This is a genomic window from Neobacillus niacini (genome assembly GCF_030817595.1).
Taxonomy (GTDB): domain Bacteria; phylum Bacillota; class Bacilli; order Bacillales; family Cytobacillaceae; genus Neobacillus; species Neobacillus niacini_G.
Genome location: NZ_JAUSZN010000001.1, coordinates 5,924,835 through 5,943,461, shown reverse-complemented (window position 1 = coordinate 5,943,461; position 18,627 = coordinate 5,924,835). Strand labels below are relative to the sequence as shown.

Below are 18,627 nucleotides of genomic sequence, written 5' to 3'. Positions count from 1 at the left end.
TCACGTATGATTAACGTCTACGATGATGGCATCCTTTCCGATCGCAGGGGGCTTCTCGGATTGTATAATCTGTTTCCCTTCCGTTATATCCGAAAAGAAACCATCCGTAATTTCGTACCCTACGATTGTGCCCAATTCCTCATGAAAATATACATCCTCTAACAATCCGAGTGACTCTCCGCTATTTGAAATAAGCATTTTTCCATTTAGAGAGTGCTGATGGAAAAGGGTATATTCTGGATTTGTTTTGAGTCTTTCAAGAGATTCATTCTCTTCAATCATGACCCCATCCCAGCCAAACGATAGTACATCCTGAATGTCAAGAAAATAGGATTGTTTAAAGAAAACGCCTTTTTTAACCAAAAGGCCCTTAACTATCCCATCATTTGAGATACATAAGTCTGTAACCTCGCCAATCTTCGAACCCGTTTTCGATTCAAACACCGGCTGTCCTTTTAATAAACCAAATGTTCGCAGAGTGCCCCACCTCCTGTGAACATTTATAGTTTTAGTCATTTACCATGAAATCATAAGGTGAAACGTTTTCCATGCCAATCATTGGATTGACTTGCATTAATAGTTCCTCTGCTGATAATGTTGTTTCTTCATGATCTGGTTCTTCAGCAAGTTCTTTGACTGTTATCATTTCTTGGAGTTTTTGGGATAATGTGGTTTGTCTACTTTGTTCATCCGCTCTTTCGACACCCATCCTTAGTGCTTCCTCTTCTCCACACAAGATTAGCGATTGCTTACTTCTTGTGATGGCGGTATAAATGAGGTTTCTTCTTAACATTCGAAAATAGCTTCTTGTAATGGGGAGAATGACGATTGGGAACTCACTGCCTTGCGATTTATGTACCGAACAGCAATAGGCATGCGTAATTTGATTCAAGTCTTGGCGTGTATATTCGACTTCATTTCCTTCGAAAGAAATGTATACCATATCTTGTTTTTCAGTATTTTCCTTTGCATAGATAATCGAAATAATTTCTCCAATATCCCCGTTAAAAACATTGCTTTCCGGCTGATTTACAAGTTGCAGCACTTTATCACCAATGCGATATTTTACTTCACCAAATGAAATTTCCTTACGTGTACCGTCTGGATTAGGATTAAAAATTTCCTGCAGCAGTACGTTTAAACGGTCAATACCTGCAGGACCTCTGTACATCGGTGCCAGCACTTGAATATCCTTTGCTGAATACCCTTTACTTTTCGCATTAAGCGCAACCTTTTCAATCACCTGTGGAATCTGAGGTGTCGAACATTTGATAAATGAACGGTCAGGCTGCTTTACGGTAACATTGGGAGGCAAGAACCCTTTTTTAATGTCATGTGCGAGTTCAATAATAGATGACCCTTCAGCCTGGCGATAAATATCTGTTAGTCTTACAGTGGGGACAACCTCTGATTTCAATAAATCCTTTAGCACCTGACCAGGTCCAACCGAAGGCAGCTGATCTTCGTCACCTACAAGTATGACTTGAATATTCTCTGGCAGTGCTTTGAATAATTGATTTGCTAACCAAATATCAAGCATGGATGTCTCATCAACAATAAGAATTTTTCCTTCTAGAGGAGTTGCATCATCATGATCAAAGGCTTCTGTTCCGTTATAGCCCAGTAAGCGATGTATCGTTACAGCCGGCAGGCCTGTTGATTCACTCATCCTTTTTGCTGCTCTCCCTGTTGGGGCAGCTAGTAAAAAAGGAAATGGTTCTCCCTTTGCATGATACTCCTTAGGCTCCAATGAACAGCCATGCAATTCTGCATAGAGCTCAACTATCCCTTTAATAACCGTTGTTTTACCTGTTCCAGGTCCTCCTGTTAGAATTAACATCGGCGACATCAACGCTGTTTGTATCGCTTCCCTTTGGGTTGGGGCATATTGTACGTTTAGTCTCTCCTCAAGATTCCCTAATGCCAGCAAAAATTCCGATTCAGGAAATTGATCCTTATATTCGGTTTGTTCCAGTATTTTTTTTATACTTGTAACTAAGCCTTTTTCCGCAAAATACAAAGAAGGCAAATAGACGCGCTTTTCCTCACCAACTAGTTTTCCCTCTTCTTCTAGTTTCAATATCTCTGTGGAAATATCGGTGAATTCAATTTGATCTCGTTTATTTTCTTCTAACAGGTTTTTAACCTGTATTAGCATATCCTCAGCGTGTACATAAACATGCCCTGTCTGCATGCTCTCGTTTTCCAGTGAATAAAGACAGGCTGCTTTTATCCTATCCGGATGATTACCTTGAATTCCAAGTTGATAACCCAGTTCATCAGCACGGCCAAAACCAATTCCTTCAATATCCTCTACGAGTTTATAGGGATTCTTTTGAATAATATCCAAGGTTTCGTCCTTATAGGTTTGATACATTCTCATTGATAGCTGCGGCCCAAAACCATATTGATTTAAAGCGACCATTACCTGCTCGAGGCCCTGATGCTCCATCAACGTATCATAAAGCATTTTTGCTTTATCAGGAGGAAGCTTTGGGACAGAATCAAGTAAGGAGGGTTGATTTAAAATTTTTGAGATCGCATTTTCTCCTAATGTTTCTACAATTTTTTCGGCTGTTTTCTTCCCAATCCCTTTAAACATCTCGCTAGATAAATAAGCAGCGACACCTTGCTTGGTTTGAGGTATGTCTTTCCGAAAATGCTTCGTTTGAAATTGCATGCCAAACTTAGGATGGTCCTTAAAATCACCAAAGAAAATGTAGGTTTCATGTTCATGAATTTTAGGAAAATAGCCTGTGATCACAGCTTCCTTGTCTTCATATTCATGGTTTGTTTCTTCAACACGAATTCTTAATACCGTGTAAAGATTCTGCTCATTATGAAAAATCGTAACTAGGTGTTTTCCTTTGACGAACTTCCCTTGCTCAGCAAATAAATCAAGCGAGCTTTGCTTGTCCACGGGTGCTTCCTCCTTCCTATTTGTTGAAATGGGGTTATTTTGCTGATTCAATCAATTTTTTTGCATGGCCTGCTAACAAATGATCCGGTTGTATCTCAAGTGCTTTATCAAACATCTCCAATGCTTTATCTGCTTTTTCTTTAAAGGCATAAGAAACGCCTAAATTATACATGGCATCTGTATGCTCCTGATCCAATTCGATACACTTTTCAAATTGAATAATCGCCTCATCAATTAATTCAAGCTGTGCAAGACACAATCCATACTGAAAACGTGCTTCTGCATCTTCCTCATTGAGTTCGACACTTCTTTGTAAATAAGGCAGAGCATATTTACCTTGATCAAGCTGTACAAGGGTTAAACCTAGCATGAAATAATTATCACTTGTGTGAAGACCTTTTTTCATCGCCTGTTCAAACATATTTTTAGCTCTATCAAATTGGTCAAGGCTAAAATAAATCGTACCAGCACTATAATAAGCAGCTGCAGTGTTCTCATCTAATTCAATTGCCTTTTGATAAAATTTCAATGCCTTCTCATCATCACCGACAGCGGAAAGCACATTACCAAAATTTATGTATGCAATGGGATCATTCGGGTTTTCTTCTATAATCTCATTAAAGATCTTCGCCGCCTCTTCCCATTTACCTTCTTGCATGTATTGAACACCTAATTGGTTTTTATCCATGTTACTATCACTCCGTTCTACTTGAGAGTATATCATATTAGAGAATTTTTCGTGACTATTGGCGGTAGATACGCCTCATATCCTTGCGTTAATTTTGGTAATATTTGTCTAAATGTACAAAAGGTATTAAAAAATGTACAAAACCATTTGAAATTTGTACAAAACACCTCAAAAAATGTACAAAACTCATTAAAATTTGTTCAAAACCTTTCGAACAGTCATAAATAATATCACAAATTGAGAAAAAAGCCCCGATTCTGTACTGCACCCCAAAAGTTAGAGTGAAATCTAACTTTTGGGGTGTATTTTTATGGCCAAATATAGTGAAGAATTTAAGTTAAAGTTAGTCAAGGAATATCAAGATGGGAAATTAGGATATATTCTTTTAGCTAAAAAGTATGACATGAAAGACAGTACTCCGATTAGGAGATGGGTAAAGGTATACGAGAAATTTGGTGTGGAAGGTTTAAAGAGGAAGAAACATAGAGAAACATATTCTGTTCAATTCAAGCTAGATGTATTAAGCTTTATGAAGAGAACAGGTTCTTCAGAAACTGATACAGCCCTTGTATTTGGCATAACTAACGCTCCTATGATTGCAGCTTGGAAAAGGGCTCTTCTGGAGGGTGGTACTGAAGCCCTGGATAGACCGAAAGGACGGCCATCCATGTCTGATAAAACTAAAAAAAACAAAAAGAATAAACACATTGAAGATAAGGAATTAACGTACGAACAAAAGTTAGAAAGAGAAAACGAACTTCTTCGTTTAGAGGTAGAATATTTAAAAAAGTTGCGAGCTTTTCAGATGGATCCGAAGGGCTATCTCGAAAAGCACAAGCAGCATTATCATTCGAACTTAAAGAAACCTTCAAACTAAAAGATGTTTTACAAATAGTCGGCATTCCTGAATCCACCTACCATTATCATATAAAAATGATGAATAAGGAGAATCCAGACCAGGAGTTGGAGGAACTTATTCAATCCATTTTCGAAGAACATAACGGAAATTATGGTTATCGTCGTATTCAATTAGAATTAGAAAACCGTGGGTATGAAGTGAATCATAAGAAGGTGCAACGCATCATGAACGAGCTTGGGCTCAAGGGAGATAAATTCAAATTAAAATCACGCAAGTACAGTTCATACAAGGGTACAACTGGAACTGTTGCCAAGAACCTTATCAATCGCCGCTTTAAAACGAATGTGTGTCATCAAAAACTAACAACAGATATTACAGAATTTAAGTGTTCAGACGGTATTAAGCTATATTTAAATCCAATTATGGATATGTTCAATAGTGAAATTCTTTCTTTTGGTATAGGTATGCGTCCAACCTTAGATTTAGCTCTCACCCCCCTCGAGGAAGCACTAGAAATAGTAAAAGATTCAAAGTTTAGAACTACTGTACATTCTGATCAAGGATGGCATTATCAACATAATAAATGGGTGAAAACCCTTAAGAAAAACAAGGTGTTCCAGAGTATGTCTCGTAAAGGAAACTGTTTAGATAATTCGCCAATGGAGAACTTTTTCGGATTACTAAAACAAGAAATGTATTACGGGGAAGCACTATGCTCATATGAGGAATTAAAAAAGAGAATTGAAGAATATATCAGTTATTATAATAACAAGCGTATAAAGCAAAAATTGGCAGGTATGAGCCCGGTTCAATACCGGGTCCATACTAGCCAATTAGCTGCTTAATATAAAACTCTAACTTTTGGGGGTCACATCATTCCAGATGGAATCAGGGTTATTTTAACCAACATATGTCAAACGTTGGCCATCTTTATAAACTTCATCGATCGTACCGCCGCCAAGGCATTCATCACCATTGTAAAATACAACTGCCTGACCAGGGGTCACTGCACGAATTGGTTCATCAAAGATTACTCTAACTTTATTGTCGTCCATAAGCTGTACCATCACTTTACTGTCTTCTTGACGGTACCTGAATTTTGCCGTACATGTAAACTCAGATGGCTTTTCCCGATTAGAAACCCAGCTTACGTTATCAGCAATAATTGAGTCCGAATAGAGCAATTCATTATGAAAGCCTTGTCCGACATAAAGGACATTTCTCTTTAAATCCTTGCCAATCGCAAACCACGGCTCACCTGAACCGCCAATTCCCAATCCATGGCGCTGCCCAATGGTATGGTACATTAAGCCTTCATGCTTCCCTTTAACTTCTCCATCCATGGTTTCCATGTTTCCTGGCTGAGCAGGAAGGTATTGTCCAAGGAATTCTTTAAAGTTACGCTCACCAATAAAACAGATCCCAGTACTGTCTTTTTTCGTCGCAGTTGCTAGATTTGCTTCCTTGGCAATTTCACGCACTCTTGATTTCTCTAAATTACCAATTGGAAACATAACTTTACTCAACTGATCCTGATTCAATTGATTTAAAAAGTAAGTCTGGTCCTTATTTTCATCCCTACCGCGGAGCATTTTGTACTCGCCGTCCCGATATTCCACTTGAGCATAATGACCTGTTGCAAGGTAATCTGCACCTAAGTTCACTGCGTGCTCAAGAAAAGCTTTAAACTTAATTTCTTTATTACACATTACATCAGGGTTTGGTGTCCTGCCTGCCTTGTATTCATCAAGAAAATAAGTAAATACCTTGTCCCAATATTGCTTTTCAAAATTAACAGCGTAATAAGGAATACCAATTTGATTACAAACACGTATGACATCATTGTAATCCTCAGTTGCAGTACAAAATCCAGTATCGTCAGTATCATCCCAGTTTTTCATGAAGATTCCGATGACATCATAGCCTTGCTGTTTTAATAACAACGCCGCGACAGAGGAATCGACGCCACCAGACATACCAACAACGACACGAATATCTTTTGGTTCTCTTTTTTCCATTGTTCTCACCTCTCTTTACTTTAAAAATGTCGTGCATTTATTTTGTCAGACGAGAAACAATTCTTGCCGTTTCTTGAGCTGTTTTGATGATTTGGTCTTCTGTCGTGTTAAAACCAAAGCTGAAACGGATAGAATTGATCAACCGATCTGAATCTTTACCAAACATGGCAACCAGGACATGTGAAGGTTCAATCGAACCTGCAGTGCATGCAGAACCACTTGAAACAGCAATACCAGCTAAATCAAGGTTCACTAACATCGCTTCCACGTTTGTTCCCGGAAAGCTTAAGTTTAATACATGAGGCATTGATTTTTCAAGCAATCCGTTTATGGAAAACTCAATATTATGTGCAGCCAATTTTTCAATAAATGTTTTCTTAAATCCTTGATACTTTTCCCGTTTCACTAATCGTTCTTCAGAGGCTATTTTTACAGCTTCTTGAAACCCAACAATTGCCGCAACATTTTCCGTACCTGCTCGTCTTTTCCGTTCCTGCTCACCACCAAAAGCACGAGGGACCAATTTAACCTTGTCACGCACATAAAGAAAACCAGTCCCTTTAGGTCCGTTTATTTTATGAGCGGAAACAGCTAATAAGTCAACATTCAGTTCATTGACATTGATGTCTTCCATTCCATAAGCTTGGACGGCATCTGTATGAAACAACGCTTGATGAGATTTAAGTATCTCACCAATTTCTTTAATAGGCTGAAGTGTTCCCACTTCATTATTCCCATACATAACGGATACAAGGATGGTATCTTCCCTTAGGGCAGTACTAAGGTCATCCAGTGATATTTCACCTATTTCATCAACTGGTAAATAAGTTACCTCAAAGCCCATTTTTTCTAAACGTTGGCAGGCATGAAGCACAGCATGGTGTTCTACTTGAGTGGTGATAATGTGCTTACCATTATGCCGGTTGCTTTCAGCAGCTCCAAATAAGGCCATATTATCGGCTTCTGTACCACCGCTTGTAAAAATAATTTCATTTTCCTTAGCGCCAATACTTCTAGCCAACGTTTCTCGTGCCAAATCAATATAGTGCCTTGCTTCTCGTCCAAACGAATGTATGCTGGATGGGTTACCATAATTGTTATTCATTACTTCCATCATTTTTTCAATCACCCGAGGGTGCATAGGAGTTGTAGCAGCATGGTCAAGATAGATTCTTTCCATCGTTCCACCTTCAATCAAAATAAATTCTCTATTCTACTGTTAACATTAAATATAAAACATATAACCGTCTGTTTCTGTATCGTTGCTATGACTTGCTAGATCTTCGAGAGTAGTATGGTCGAGAACACTTTTAATTGCGTCACGAATCCGAATCCAAAGCTCGCGCTGTGCAGGCTCTTCTTCTTCGATTCCTTCCACAAGTGTAATCGGTCCTTCGAGTACGCGGATGACGTCACCAGCAGTAATTTTCGTTGGAGCATCAGCTAAGATATAACCACCGTATGCACCACGAATACTTTTAACTAAGCCAGCATTTCTTAAAGGAGCGATAAGCTGTTCTAGATAATGTTCAGATAAGTTATTGGCTTGGGCAATTGTTTTTAGTGATGTTGGCCCTTCGCCTTGGTTTTTAGCAAGTTCAATCATGATTGTTAATCCGTAACGGCCTTTTGTTGAAATCCTCATATTTTACACCTCTATTATTTTAATTTATTTTTAAATACACAGTAATTTGATAGGCATTAGCAATTATATCATATTGTACTTTAATATGCTTTTCACTGAGAAAATGGTAGAGTTAAATGGAACTTTATTTTTTAGTTGGAGAGATGAAGTATGCAGCAAAAGCCGCTGGCATTTCGAATGCGCCCTAGATCAATTGAAGAAATCGTTGGACAACAGCACCTAGTTGCAGATGATAAAATTATTGCCCGTATGGTAAAAGCTAAACAGCTGACATCCATGATTTTATATGGACCGCCTGGCATAGGTAAAACCTCGATTGCCAGTGCGATTGCAGGTAGCACAAAATATGCCTTCCGTACACTAAACGCCGTCACAAACAATAAAAAGGACATGGAAATCGTTGCAGCAGAGGCGAAAATGTCAGGAAAAGTCATTCTGCTCCTGGATGAAGTCCATCGACTTGATAAAGGAAAACAGGACTTCCTATTACCTTTTTTAGAAAATGGCATGATTACATTAATCGGTGCAACAACAAGTAACCCCTATCACGCGATTAATCCCGCTATCCGCAGCCGGTGTCAAATTTTCGAGCTTAAACCTTTAACTCCTGATGAAATTAAACTGGCATTAATCCGTGCCATCGAGGACGAAGAACGTGGATACGGAAAGCTAAAGATAGATATTTCCCAAGAAGCACTAACCCATTTTGCGAACGCCTCGAATGGAGATGTCCGCAGTTCGTTAAATGCACTAGAACTTGGCGTCCTTTCGACCGACAAAGATGAGGAGGAAGTCATCCACATCGATATTAAAACGGCGGAAGAATGCATGCAAAAGAAAAGCTATGGCTCCGATAAAGATGGTGATGGCCATTATGATGTGCTTTCTGCGTTTCAAAAATCAATTCGCGGAAGTGATGTGAATGCGGCCCTGCATTATCTTGGAAGATTAATTGAAGCAGGTGATCTTCAGAGTATTAGCAGAAGGTTACTCGTCATCGCCTACGAAGATGTAGGTCTAGCAAGTCCACAGGCAGGTGCACGTACACTAGCCGCTATAGAAACGTCGGAAAGAATTGGTTTTCCTGAAGCTAGAATTCCGTTGGCTAACGCCGTGATTGAGTTATGTTTATCACCGAAATCCAACTCAGCGGTAATAGCAATCAGTGAAGCCATTTCAGATATTCAAAAAGGAAATATTGGTGAAGTACCGGATCATTTGCGTGACGCTCATTATAAAGGAGCACAAGAGCTAGGCAGAGGAATTGGATACTTATATCCACATGATTATGAATCCGGCTGGGTCCCACAGCAATATCTGCCTAACAAACTAAAGAACAAGAAATATTATCAACCTAAGAAAACAGGAAAGTTTGAGCAGGCAATTGCAACCGTTTATGAAAAATTAATTCGTAAAAAATAACCTCTGGGAAAAACGCCAGAGGTCTTCTTTTTATGCTGCAACATCTCTCTTTTTAAAGACATAGAATGCCAGGAATTGAAAAATCACAAAGTAGAAAATCAGCATGATAATCGAGAATGACATCGTCATACCCTCAAGTAGCGGTGTTCCCTCGATGTACTGCATTAAATTGGTGTTCGCAAATAAAATGTATTTTGCCCAATCAAACTTCATTGACAATAGTGCCGTGAATTGGCCACCCGTGAACATTAAAAATAAGGATAGCCCGATTGCCAAAGAACTGTTTCGGAAGACAGATGAAATCATGAAAGCCATCGTTGTCAGCATGATCATCTCGATCGAACCTAATCCATAGTAAATGATTAAGTAAACAAAGATATGCTGTTCGGTTACTTTACCATTATTATAATTCAAATAAGGCAGTGCTTGTTCTGGGAATCCAAAAAGGATACCGCCAAGCAGAGCTGAAAAACCAAATAAGATTCCTATCATTAACAAAGCAAACAATAGTACAGTTAAATACTTGGATAGTAAAATCTTACTTCGATTAATTGGACGAATTAATAATAGTTTAATCGTGCCCCAATTAAATTCACTTGCTACGATTCCTGCAGAAATCACGATCGTAAACAATCCTGCTAATAAGATAAGCTCAGAATTGTCTTTTACAAATGACCAGACATTATACTTTTCCCGAAAAGGGATATCATGCTCAATTCTGTATTCATTGATTGCAATTTGTTTTTTATAGTACTCTTGCTCCATTTTAATAGAACTAGATTCTAATTGCTTTTTCAATGCCTCATTTTCCTGTTGTAATACCGGTTTCCATTCTTCCGTCGCATTTGGTTCCTCTTCGATCAGATTATATTTCATAAAGATTCCTGTGACCGAGATAATTACCAATAAAATACCAATCATCACATAGGTACCAGGTCTTCTAAAAATTTTCATCCACTCATTACGAATTAAATTAAACATGGTCTATCGCCCCCTTATCTGCGGTTACTTCAAGGAAGCGGTCTTCTAAAGTTTTCGATACTTCTTTAATTCCGAACACTTGGATATCCTCTTCAACGAACTTTTTTACCATTGATGGTACATCTTCTTTTGTCAGCTCCAGCGTTATGCCGTTTCGTGAAGGAGTAACAGGGATATTGGGAAAGTTTGATTTCACAAGGGTTACTGCCTTTTCACTTGGAATAACCTCAAATTCAAAACTTGCACTGCTGCTGTGTACAAACTCTTGTACCAGTTGGACGTCAATAAGCTGTCCATTTTGAATGATTCCGATCCTGTCACACATCATTTCCATTTCAGAAAGGATATGGCTTGAAACAATGACAGCCATATTTTTTTCTCTCGCCAGCAGCCGAATATAATCACGAATCTCTCTTATTCCTGCAGGATCCAGTCCGTTTGTCGGTTCATCCAAAATCAATACTTTAGGATCATGTAACAGGCATTGTGCCAATCCCAATCTCTGGCGCATCCCAAGTGAGTAAGTTTTTACTTTATCATGAATTCTGTCTGATAATCCGACAAGTTTAACTGTCTCTTCAATCTTTTCCTTTGTAACTCCTTTTACCATGCGAGCATAGTGGATGAGGTTTTGATAGCCGCTTAGAAATTTGTACATTTCCGGATTCTCAACGATGGCTCCCACATGTCTTACCGCATCTTCAAAGCTCGTTTTTATACTTTTCCCACCTATCATGATATCCCCTGATGTAATATCTATCAGACCAACAATCATTCGAATAGTGGTCGTTTTACCGGCTCCATTTGGTCCTAGAAAACCAAATACTTCACCTTTATTAACCTCAAAACTGATATTATCTATAATCGTTCTTCCTTTAATCACTTTGGTAACATCTTTTATGACTACGATTGATTCCAATTAACATCCCCCTCTCTCTATCAAGTTTACCGTAATATAGAAACATTTTCCCATTTTTATAAAAAAAATAAACCCCGACCTTTAGGTACGGGGCTTAGTCTTATTTTTCATCTGCTACACGTGTAATTTTGATATCTGCTAGCAACTGCCTTACGACATAGCTTGCCATGATTAATCCGCAAGCAGATGGGACGAAGGCATTTGAGGATGGAGGCATTTGTGCTTTACGAATTGGTGCGTTCGCATTCCCAACCTCTTTCTTCACGTCTTCACGAATGACAATCGGACTTTCATCAGAAAAGACCACCGGAATGCCCTTGTGGATTCGTTCTTTACGAAGCTTCGTACGAATTACTTTAGCAATTGGATCGGTATGCGTTTTTGAGATATCCGCAATCTTAAAGCGAGTTGGGTCCATTTTATTAGCCGCACCCATGCTGGAGATAATCGGGATATTTCGTTTTAGACATTCTTTCATGAGATGAATTTTATAAATAATCGTATCCGAAGCGTCAACGACAAAATCCAAGCCATGGCTGAAGAATTGTTCATACGTTTCCTCCGTATAAAACATTTTTAGCGCAATAACTTCACAATCCGGATTAATGTCTTTAATTCGCTCTTTCATGAGTTCAGCTTTTGGTTGTCCTACTGTGGAAAGGAGTGCGATGAGCTGACGATTCACATTTGTAATATCAACAGTATCTTTATCGACAAGTATCAGCCGGCCAACTCCAGAGCGTGCAAGTGCTTCAGCAGCAAAAGAGCCGACACCGCCAATTCCCAATACAGCGACGGTACTGTTTTTCATAATATCTAGGCCTTCTTTGCCAATGGCAAGTTCATTACGAGAAAATTGATGCAGCATGTGGATCCTCCAGATATATAAATTCGACTTACTAATATCATTTACCCTAAAAAAATATAACATACTCCGTTATAAATTCAAGCATTTCTATAGGGATTAATATCGAGCTAATGTGGGACTATTTTGCTTCATGAAAGTTTTATGAGGCCCATTTCTCTTGATTACACTTATTTTTGGACTTCATGATCGCTCTATGAGACCCATTTTTCTTAAGAACACTTATTTTTAGGCTTCATGATTGCTTTATGAGACCCATTTTTTCCTAATGACACTATTTTTGGGCTTCATGATCGCTTTATGGGACCCATCTTTTCTGTTGTCACTATTTTTGGGGCTTCATGAATGTTTTTGAATGCCCTTTTTTCTTGAACGAATAAAGGTGAGGTTGAATTCCTCGTATCACAAAATAAAAATAGCCCCCTGCTTATGCAGGAGACTATTTTTATAAGGGTCCCAATGGTGCCGTCGCGCTTAGTTCCTTCTTTTGATCCCGCCACTCTCGCAGGTGGGTGTCTTATTCCAAGTTTATGTAAGTCCCTTTAACCGTATAGGTTGAGGCTTTTACGCAGCTTGAAAACGCAGACTCCCGAAGAAATAATGTTGGTCAAAAGTTAGGTAATACAACGAACATTTCAGGACACTTATTTGATTGACTTTATAATATCATAAATTGAAAAACCATTCAAGATATTATGAAAGCGTTTTATCCATTTTTATTGGTAACATTTAGTGACAAATGAAGTTCTTTTAATTGAGCTTCGGAAACAGCACCTGGTGCGTCTGTCAATAAATCGCTGGCACTAGCCGTTTTTGGAAAAGCAATGGTATCACGCAGGTTAGAACTTCCTGCAAGCAGCATGACCAAACGGTCCAAACCAAGTGCAATTCCACCATGAGGCGGTGTACCATATTCGAAAGCGTTCAATAAGAAACCAAATTGCTCTTGCGCTTCTTCAGGTGTGAATCCAAGCACGTTAAACATTTTTTCTTGAACAGAACGTTCAAAAATTCTTAATGAACCTCCTCCGAGCTCATATCCATTTAGAACAAGGTCATAGGCCTGTGCACGTACTCTAGCAGGATCTGTATCTAAGTATGGCAGGTCTTCTCTAACCGGCATAGTGAACGGATGGTGCGCCGCATAATAACGGCCTTCTTCCTCACCATATTCCAGCAATGGCCAATCGGTAATCCATAGGAAATTAAACTTACTTTGATCGATTAGCCCTAATTCTTTACCCAGCTTTAAACGCAGTGCTCCCAAGGCATCAGCAACGACATTTTTCTTGTCGGCTACAAATAGGAGAAGGTCACCTTCGTTTGCATCTAATACCGTTCTTAAAGCATTAGCATCTGCGTCTGCAAAGAATTTAGCAATCGGACCTTTTAATCCCTCTGCGTCTACCTTCAGCCATGCAAGACCTTTTGCACCATAAACTCCCACAAATTCAGTCAGCGCATCAATATCCTTACGAGAATATTTTTCAGCAGCACCTTTTACGTTAATACCCTTTACTTGACCGCCATTCGCAACTGCAGCAGCAAAGACTTTAAAGCCTGAATCCTTAACAACTTCGGAAAGGTCTACCAGCTCAAGTCCAAAACGAGTATCAGGTTTATCCGAGCCAAAGCGGCTCATAGCCTCATCATAAGTCATTCGTGAAAACGGAGCAGGAATCTCAACCCCTTTAACTTCCATCATCAACCCAGTCATCATTTTTTCCATTAAGCCCAAGATATCTTCTTGACCAAGAAAGCTTGTTTCAATATCGATTTGTGTAAACTCAGGCTGACGGTCTGCCCGTAAATCTTCATCACGGAAACAGCGGGCAATTTGATAGTAACGCTCAATTCCGCCAAGCATTAACAGCTGTTTGAACAACTGTGGTGATTGTGGAAGTGCATAAAACTCACCAGGATGAACACGGCTAGGTACGAGATAGTCGCGGGCTCCCTCTGGAGTGCTTTTTGTTAAGATTGGTGTTTCAATATCTAAGAATCCTTTAGTATCAAGGAAATCTCTGATGTGCTTCGTTACTTGGTGACGCATTTTTAATGTTTCAAAAATCACCGGACGACGGAAGTCTAAATAACGGTATTTCAGGCGCACATCTTCAGATACGTCTGTTTTATCTGCTATCGTAAATGGCGGCGTTTTTGCTTCGTTAATGATCGTTACCATTTCAGCTTGAACTTCAATCTTCCCAGTTTTTAAATTAGGATTGATCGTTCCAGCCTCACGGCTAATGACCGTTCCTTGAATATCCAGTACATACTCACTGCGAATCTTCTCAGCAATTTCCAATGCTTCTTTTGATACATCCGGATTGAAAACAACTTGAACAATACCTGAACGATCGCGGAGATCGATAAAAATTAATCCACCTAGGTCGCGGCGTTTTGAAACCCAGCCTTTCAGTGTTACTTTTTCACCAATGGCTGATTCTGGCACATCGCCACAAAAATACGTTCTCCCATACATGAAGATCCTCTCCTTTTATCTCTTTAATTCTTGAAAATATTCTACAAACTGTGTTAAATCTATTTCCACTTGCTCACCCGTGGCCATATTTTTTAGATTAATTTTATTATTCGCAAGCTCTTCGTCACCTAGAACCGCAACATATTTTGCATTTAGGCGGTCAGCAGCTTTAAATTGTGCTTTAATTTTTCGGTTTAAATAGTCTCGCTCACAAGAAACACCAGCAAGTCGAAGTTTCTGTAGGAGTCCTACTGTATAATCCTTTGCTTCATCACCCAATGCAGCTAAATAACAATCAATGCCTTGATTGATTTCCAGCTCAATTCCTTCAGCCTTGAGCGCCGCAATAAAGCGTTCAATACTCATCGCAAAACCAATTCCCGGAGTTTCTGGGCCGCCCATTTCTTCGGCTAAACCGTTATAACGACCGCCGCCGCATAATGTAGTGATCGCTCCAAAGCCCTCGGCATCGCTCATAATTTCAAAAGCCGTGTGATTATAATAATCCAACCCGCGTACTAGATTCGGATCGACTACAAACTCAATTTCTAACTGTGTTAAATACTTCTGTAATTTTTCAAAATATGCCTTAGAATCATCATTGAGATAATCAATAATCGAAGGAGCGGATTTCATTAATTCATGACTGTGATCCTGCTTGCAATCGAGAATTCTTAACGGATTTTTTTCAAGGCGGTTTTGGCAGTCTTGACAAAACTCTCCGATTCTTGGCTGAAAATGATTGACTAAGGCATTGCGGTGAGAGGTTCTGCTCTCCTTATCTCCAAGACTATTGATCACAAGCTTTAACTTTTTCAAGCCCATTTCCTTGTATAGGTTCATTGCAAGAGAAATAACTTCTGCATCAATTGCTGGGTCGTTACTTCCCAATGCTTCGATGCCAAATTGAACAAATTGACGGAAACGTCCTGCTTGGGGACGTTCGTAGCGGAACATCGGTCCCATATAATAAAGCTTAACCGGTTGATTTGGATAACCAAACATCTTTTTCTCAACAAACGACCTTACAACAGCAGCAGTACCTTCTGGTCTTAGTGTGAGGCTGCGGCCGCCACGATCATCGAATGTGTACATTTCCTTCTGGACAATATCAGTGGTATCACCAACACCACGAGCAAATAAATCTGTTTGTTCGAAGATTGGAGTGCGGATTTCTTGATATTGATATTTTTCACAAAGCTCTCTCGCTTTTGCTTCAATCAGCTGCCATTTTTCTACCTCTCCAGGCAGAATGTCCTGCGTGCCTCTTGGAATGCTAATCGACATAGCAGAATTCCTCCTTACCGTAACTGTTTTATGTAAAAAATTTCTATAAAAAACAAAAAAACTCCCGTCCCTTGTATAAATACAAGGGACGAGAGTTATATTCCCGCGGTGCCACCCTAGTTGAAGGCATAAACTATCATGCACTTCCTCTTTTACAGTTAACGCCTGCTCACGTTCTTCTCCTACTAAAGGCGGAATACCTTTTTCAGAGAGAAGCCTTCGGAGTGTTCATTCATTAAGAATCATGTAGAAATGCTTTCAGCCAGGGCATTTCCTCTCTTTTCATGTTTTAGCTTAACTACTATGCTCCATCATTGGTTATTTCCATGTGTTTTTATTTATATAATATTACGGAGCATTGAATCCAATGTCAAGAAGGATTTAGGATCTTTCCAAATGTTTTTTCAACTTTCTAACATCGCCGATCGTAAGTCCAAATTCGGAGGCAAGCTCAAACGTAGTATTATGCTGCTCACTTTGAATAAAATCATGAAAATCCACACCAAACAGCCTGCTGTCCATTGATTGGATGCTATTTGCTTTATCGCTCGATCTCATCACCTATCACCTCGTATCCTCACTATAGTTCTTATTATTTCCAACCATCCTAAAAACTTACATGTCATAGAAAATTTCAAAATAGTAGATATTTAACAATTAAGGAATGATTTCCATGCCCTTTTACGATAAAATGAAAGATATTGTGAAGGGAGAGAGAGAATGTTAAAGAGATTTATACGTTCGTTAGTATGTTTCACAGTCTTCTTCGGAGTTTTCCTTCCGTTTGATATAAGTTTGGCAGCAAACGGGACGGTCACTATAGTAGAGAATACGGTTAATGTCCGCAATGGCCCAGGCTTAAGCTACCAGCTTGTGAAGCAAGCAAAAAAGGGAGAAAAATTCACTATTATAAGAGAGCAAGGCGATTGGATTGAAATTCAGCTTTCCGCTGCGAAAACAGGCTGGGTAGCCAATTGGGTGGTATCCGAAACTTCAAACGGGACAACGACAACTGGGTCTAGCAACTCAAATAAATCGACTGCTGAAGCAAACAGCAATCAATTACGTGTGCGTTCCGGACCGGGAACTAGTTTCCGTATCATCGGATATTTAAATAAAGGACAAGCTGTCAGCGTTATAGATGATAATGAAAACTGGGTAAAAATCTCTGCAAGCTTCGGGGAAGGCTGGGTTGCACGAGAATATCTTGATTTCAACGATAGATCTACTAATACTTCCAAAGAAGAAAATAATAATAAATCGATTGGTGCAGGTAACGTAACAGATACGTTGAATGTCCGAAATGAGCCTTCTTCCACAGGTAGGGTGATCGGGAAACTAGCAAAAGGGACTTCTATAACGATTTATTCAAAAAAGAATAATTGGATAGAAATAAAGTACGAAAACCAAAGGGCATGGATTAGTGCGGATTACGTTCAATTCGGAAACGACAATAAGCAAACCAATCCTACTAATGAAACAATGGGGACAGTAACTGCTAGCAATCTTAGTGTCCGCAGCGATTCTTCCTTAAACTCGGACATTATTGGTTCCATTACACAGGGAGAGAAATTTACCATTCTGGAAGAAAAAAATAATTGGTTTAAAATTGAATTTAAACCTGGAAAAACCGGCTGGGCAGCAGGCTGGTATTTCAACAAGGATAAAGCAAACACTACCCAACTTGCTAAAGACAGCAAAGTTACCATACTACATAATGGAACAAATATTAGGAAAGACCCTACTGACCAATCAAATGTGCTTCAACGTGCCAATGAAGGAGAGTCCTTTACAATAAGCAGCGTTGAAAATGATTGGTACGAAATTACATTACCGAACGGAACAAATGGATATATTGCAGGCTGGCTCGTAACAACCAATGGAACTGGACCTGGAATTGATAAACAAGGGACAGAGGCTTATTTAAGTTCCAAGACCATTGTGATTGACCCTGGACATGGTGGAATTGATACCGGGGCTACTGGCGCAGGAGGAACACTTGAAAAACAATTAACGCTGCGTACTGCGAAGCTACTATCGGATAAGTTAAAAGCTGCTGGAGCCAATGTTTTTCTTACAAGAAGCAACGATTCATACCTTCCACTGCCATCGAGAGTAAGAATGGCAAGTGTTCATCAATCAGATGCGTTTATTAGCCTGCATTATGATAGTAATCTAGATCGAAGCGTCCGGGGGACAACAGGCTATTACTATCATGATTTTCAAAAGAGACTCGCCGAATATGTTTATAATTCAACCAATGCAGAGACCAGGTTAAAAGGCCGCGGTGTCCGTTCTGGTGACTACCATGTCATTCGCGAGAATACAAGGGAAGCGGTACTCATGGAATTGGGCTACTTAAGTAATTCAGCAGAGGAAATGACCCTAACTTCAGGGCAATTCCAAGAAAATGCAGCAACGGGTCTATATAATGGACTTGCCCGATACTTTAAGGAACAATAATAAAAGATTCAGCATCTAGGGAAAAATGCAGTACAATTTTTTTTAGGTGCTGAAGCTAGTAAAAAATGCTTGGCA

At 39.3% G+C, this 18,627-nt stretch carries 16 protein-coding genes, 1 other RNA gene and 1 other annotated feature; of the genes, 4 read left to right on the top strand and 13 right to left on the bottom strand.

Translation table 11 applies throughout. From position 1 onward, the window contains the following. Genes QFZ31_RS28185 through QFZ31_RS28175 form a run of 3 tightly spaced genes read right to left on the bottom strand, consistent with a single transcriptional unit; the run spans nucleotide 1 to nucleotide 3,608 of the window. The gene (locus QFZ31_RS28185) at nucleotides 1–516 is read right to left on the bottom strand and encodes a PRC-barrel domain-containing protein (RefSeq protein WP_307309561.1); all 516 of its coding nucleotides are present in this window, start codon (nucleotides 514–516) and stop codon (nucleotides 1–3) included. Next, entirely contained in the window at nucleotides 509–2,920 is a 2,412-nt protein-coding gene (locus QFZ31_RS28180) for an ATP-dependent RecD-like DNA helicase (RefSeq protein WP_307309559.1), read from the bottom strand. The genes QFZ31_RS28185 and QFZ31_RS28180 overlap by 8 nt, the downstream gene beginning before the upstream one ends. A gap of 34 nt (nucleotides 2,921–2,954) precedes the next feature. Beyond that, entirely contained in the window at nucleotides 2,955–3,608 is a 654-nt protein-coding gene (locus QFZ31_RS28175; RefSeq protein ID WP_307309556.1) for a tetratricopeptide repeat protein, read from the bottom strand. A 310-nt stretch (nucleotides 3,609–3,918) separates the two neighbouring features. Between QFZ31_RS28175 and QFZ31_RS28170 the strand changes: the two genes are divergently transcribed. Together QFZ31_RS28170 and QFZ31_RS28165 are read left to right on the top strand one after the other, a co-directional pair. Then, nucleotides 3,919–4,485, top strand: a complete 567-nt coding sequence (locus tag QFZ31_RS28170) for a helix-turn-helix domain-containing protein (protein ID WP_307301778.1) — start codon at nucleotides 3,919–3,921, stop codon at nucleotides 4,483–4,485. After that, nucleotides 4,386–5,312 carry an IS3 family transposase gene (locus tag QFZ31_RS28165; protein WP_307311289.1) on the top strand — a complete coding sequence of 309 codons (927 nt, stop codon included), beginning with the start codon at nucleotides 4,386–4,388 and terminating at the stop codon, nucleotides 5,310–5,312. The genes QFZ31_RS28170 and QFZ31_RS28165 overlap by 100 nt, the downstream gene beginning before the upstream one ends. 54 nt (nucleotides 5,313–5,366) lie before the next feature. Here QFZ31_RS28165 and mnmA read toward each other — a convergent pair whose 3' ends face one another. From mnmA to cymR, 3 genes are read right to left on the bottom strand one after another with little or no spacing between them, the layout of a single operon-like run. Next, nucleotides 5,367–6,485 carry a tRNA 2-thiouridine(34) synthase MnmA gene (gene mnmA / locus QFZ31_RS28160; protein WP_307309554.1) on the bottom strand — a complete coding sequence of 373 codons (1,119 nt, stop codon included), beginning with the start codon at nucleotides 6,483–6,485 and terminating at the stop codon, nucleotides 5,367–5,369. Between the two features lie 37 nt (nucleotides 6,486–6,522). Further along, complete coding sequence (locus tag QFZ31_RS28155; RefSeq protein ID WP_307309551.1) at nucleotides 6,523–7,665, bottom strand: cysteine desulfurase family protein; 1,143 nt, start codon at nucleotides 7,663–7,665, stop codon at nucleotides 6,523–6,525. A gap of 45 nt (nucleotides 7,666–7,710) precedes the next feature. Next, nucleotides 7,711–8,130: a cysteine metabolism transcriptional regulator CymR gene (gene cymR, locus QFZ31_RS28150; protein ID WP_179597015.1), complete on the bottom strand. Its 420-nt coding sequence runs from the start codon at nucleotides 8,128–8,130 to the stop codon at nucleotides 7,711–7,713. Nucleotides 8,131–8,280: 150 nt separating this feature from the next. Here cymR and QFZ31_RS28145 point away from each other — a divergent pair, with 150 nt between their 5' ends. Next, the gene (locus tag QFZ31_RS28145) at nucleotides 8,281–9,552 is read left to right on the top strand and encodes a replication-associated recombination protein A (protein WP_307309548.1); all 1,272 of its coding nucleotides are present in this window, start codon (nucleotides 8,281–8,283) and stop codon (nucleotides 9,550–9,552) included. 30 nt (nucleotides 9,553–9,582) lie between these two features. Here QFZ31_RS28145 and QFZ31_RS28140 read toward each other — a convergent pair whose 3' ends face one another. From QFZ31_RS28140 to QFZ31_RS28110, 7 genes are all read right to left on the bottom strand, one after another. Then, nucleotides 9,583–10,533, bottom strand: a complete 951-nt coding sequence (locus tag QFZ31_RS28140; RefSeq protein WP_307309545.1) for an ABC transporter permease — start codon at nucleotides 10,531–10,533, stop codon at nucleotides 9,583–9,585. Beyond that, the gene (locus QFZ31_RS28135) at nucleotides 10,526–11,452 is read right to left on the bottom strand and encodes an ABC transporter ATP-binding protein (protein WP_307309542.1); all 927 of its coding nucleotides are present in this window, start codon (nucleotides 11,450–11,452) and stop codon (nucleotides 10,526–10,528) included. The genes QFZ31_RS28140 and QFZ31_RS28135 overlap by 8 nt, the downstream gene beginning before the upstream one ends. Before the next feature lie 100 nt (nucleotides 11,453–11,552). Beyond that, nucleotides 11,553–12,320, bottom strand: coding sequence for a tRNA threonylcarbamoyladenosine dehydratase (locus QFZ31_RS28130; protein ID WP_307309539.1), 768 nt, complete (start codon nucleotides 12,318–12,320; stop codon nucleotides 11,553–11,555). 446 nt (nucleotides 12,321–12,766) lie between these two features. Beyond that, nucleotides 12,767–12,962, bottom strand: a non-coding RNA gene (ssrS, locus tag QFZ31_RS28125) — 6S RNA. 61 nt (nucleotides 12,963–13,023) lie between these two features. Next, complete coding sequence (gene aspS, locus QFZ31_RS28120) at nucleotides 13,024–14,802, bottom strand: aspartate--tRNA ligase (RefSeq protein WP_307309537.1); 1,779 nt, start codon at nucleotides 14,800–14,802, stop codon at nucleotides 13,024–13,026. Between the two features lie 15 nt (nucleotides 14,803–14,817). Beyond that, nucleotides 14,818–16,089, bottom strand: a complete 1,272-nt coding sequence (gene hisS / locus QFZ31_RS28115) for a histidine--tRNA ligase (RefSeq protein WP_307309535.1) — start codon at nucleotides 16,087–16,089, stop codon at nucleotides 14,818–14,820. Between the two features lie 81 nt (nucleotides 16,090–16,170). Next, nucleotides 16,171–16,413 (bottom strand) — a binding site (T-box leader). 57 nt (nucleotides 16,414–16,470) lie between these two features. After that, the gene (locus QFZ31_RS28110; protein ID WP_179597029.1) at nucleotides 16,471–16,647 is read right to left on the bottom strand and encodes a hypothetical protein; all 177 of its coding nucleotides are present in this window, start codon (nucleotides 16,645–16,647) and stop codon (nucleotides 16,471–16,473) included. A gap of 162 nt (nucleotides 16,648–16,809) precedes the next feature. Here QFZ31_RS28110 and QFZ31_RS28105 point away from each other — a divergent pair, with 162 nt between their 5' ends. Further along, nucleotides 16,810–18,552: an SH3 domain-containing protein gene (locus QFZ31_RS28105; protein WP_307309531.1), complete on the top strand. Its 1,743-nt coding sequence runs from the start codon at nucleotides 16,810–16,812 to the stop codon at nucleotides 18,550–18,552. Nucleotides 18,553–18,627: the final 75 nt, after the last annotated feature.

Coding starts and splice junctions, on each gene's coding strand:
- QFZ31_RS28185 (WP_307309561.1), bottom strand. CDS start 516: ATGACTAAAACTATAAATGTTCACAGGAGGTGGGGCACTCTGCGAACA.
- QFZ31_RS28175 (WP_307309556.1), bottom strand. CDS start 3,608: ATGGATAAAAACCAATTAGGTGTTCAATACATGCAAGAAGGTAAATGG.
- QFZ31_RS28170 (WP_307301778.1), top strand. CDS start 3,919: ATGGCCAAATATAGTGAAGAATTTAAGTTAAAGTTAGTCAAGGAATAT.
- mnmA (WP_307309554.1), bottom strand. CDS start 6,485: ATGGAAAAAAGAGAACCAAAAGATATTCGTGTCGTTGTTGGTATGTCT.
- QFZ31_RS28155 (WP_307309551.1), bottom strand. CDS start 7,665: ATGGAAAGAATCTATCTTGACCATGCTGCTACAACTCCTATGCACCCT.
- cymR (WP_179597015.1), bottom strand. CDS start 8,130: ATGAGGATTTCAACAAAAGGCCGTTACGGATTAACAATCATGATTGAA.
- QFZ31_RS28145 (WP_307309548.1), top strand. CDS start 8,281: ATGCAGCAAAAGCCGCTGGCATTTCGAATGCGCCCTAGATCAATTGAA.
- QFZ31_RS28140 (WP_307309545.1), bottom strand. CDS start 10,533: ATGTTTAATTTAATTCGTAATGAGTGGATGAAAATTTTTAGAAGACCT.
- QFZ31_RS28130 (WP_307309539.1), bottom strand. CDS start 12,320: ATGCTGCATCAATTTTCTCGTAATGAACTTGCCATTGGCAAAGAAGGC.
- aspS (WP_307309537.1), bottom strand. CDS start 14,802: ATGTATGGGAGAACGTATTTTTGTGGCGATGTGCCAGAATCAGCCATT.
- hisS (WP_307309535.1), bottom strand. CDS start 16,089: ATGTCGATTAGCATTCCAAGAGGCACGCAGGACATTCTGCCTGGAGAG.
- QFZ31_RS28110 (WP_179597029.1), bottom strand. CDS start 16,647: ATGAGATCGAGCGATAAAGCAAATAGCATCCAATCAATGGACAGCAGG.
- QFZ31_RS28105 (WP_307309531.1), top strand. CDS start 16,810: ATGTTAAAGAGATTTATACGTTCGTTAGTATGTTTCACAGTCTTCTTC.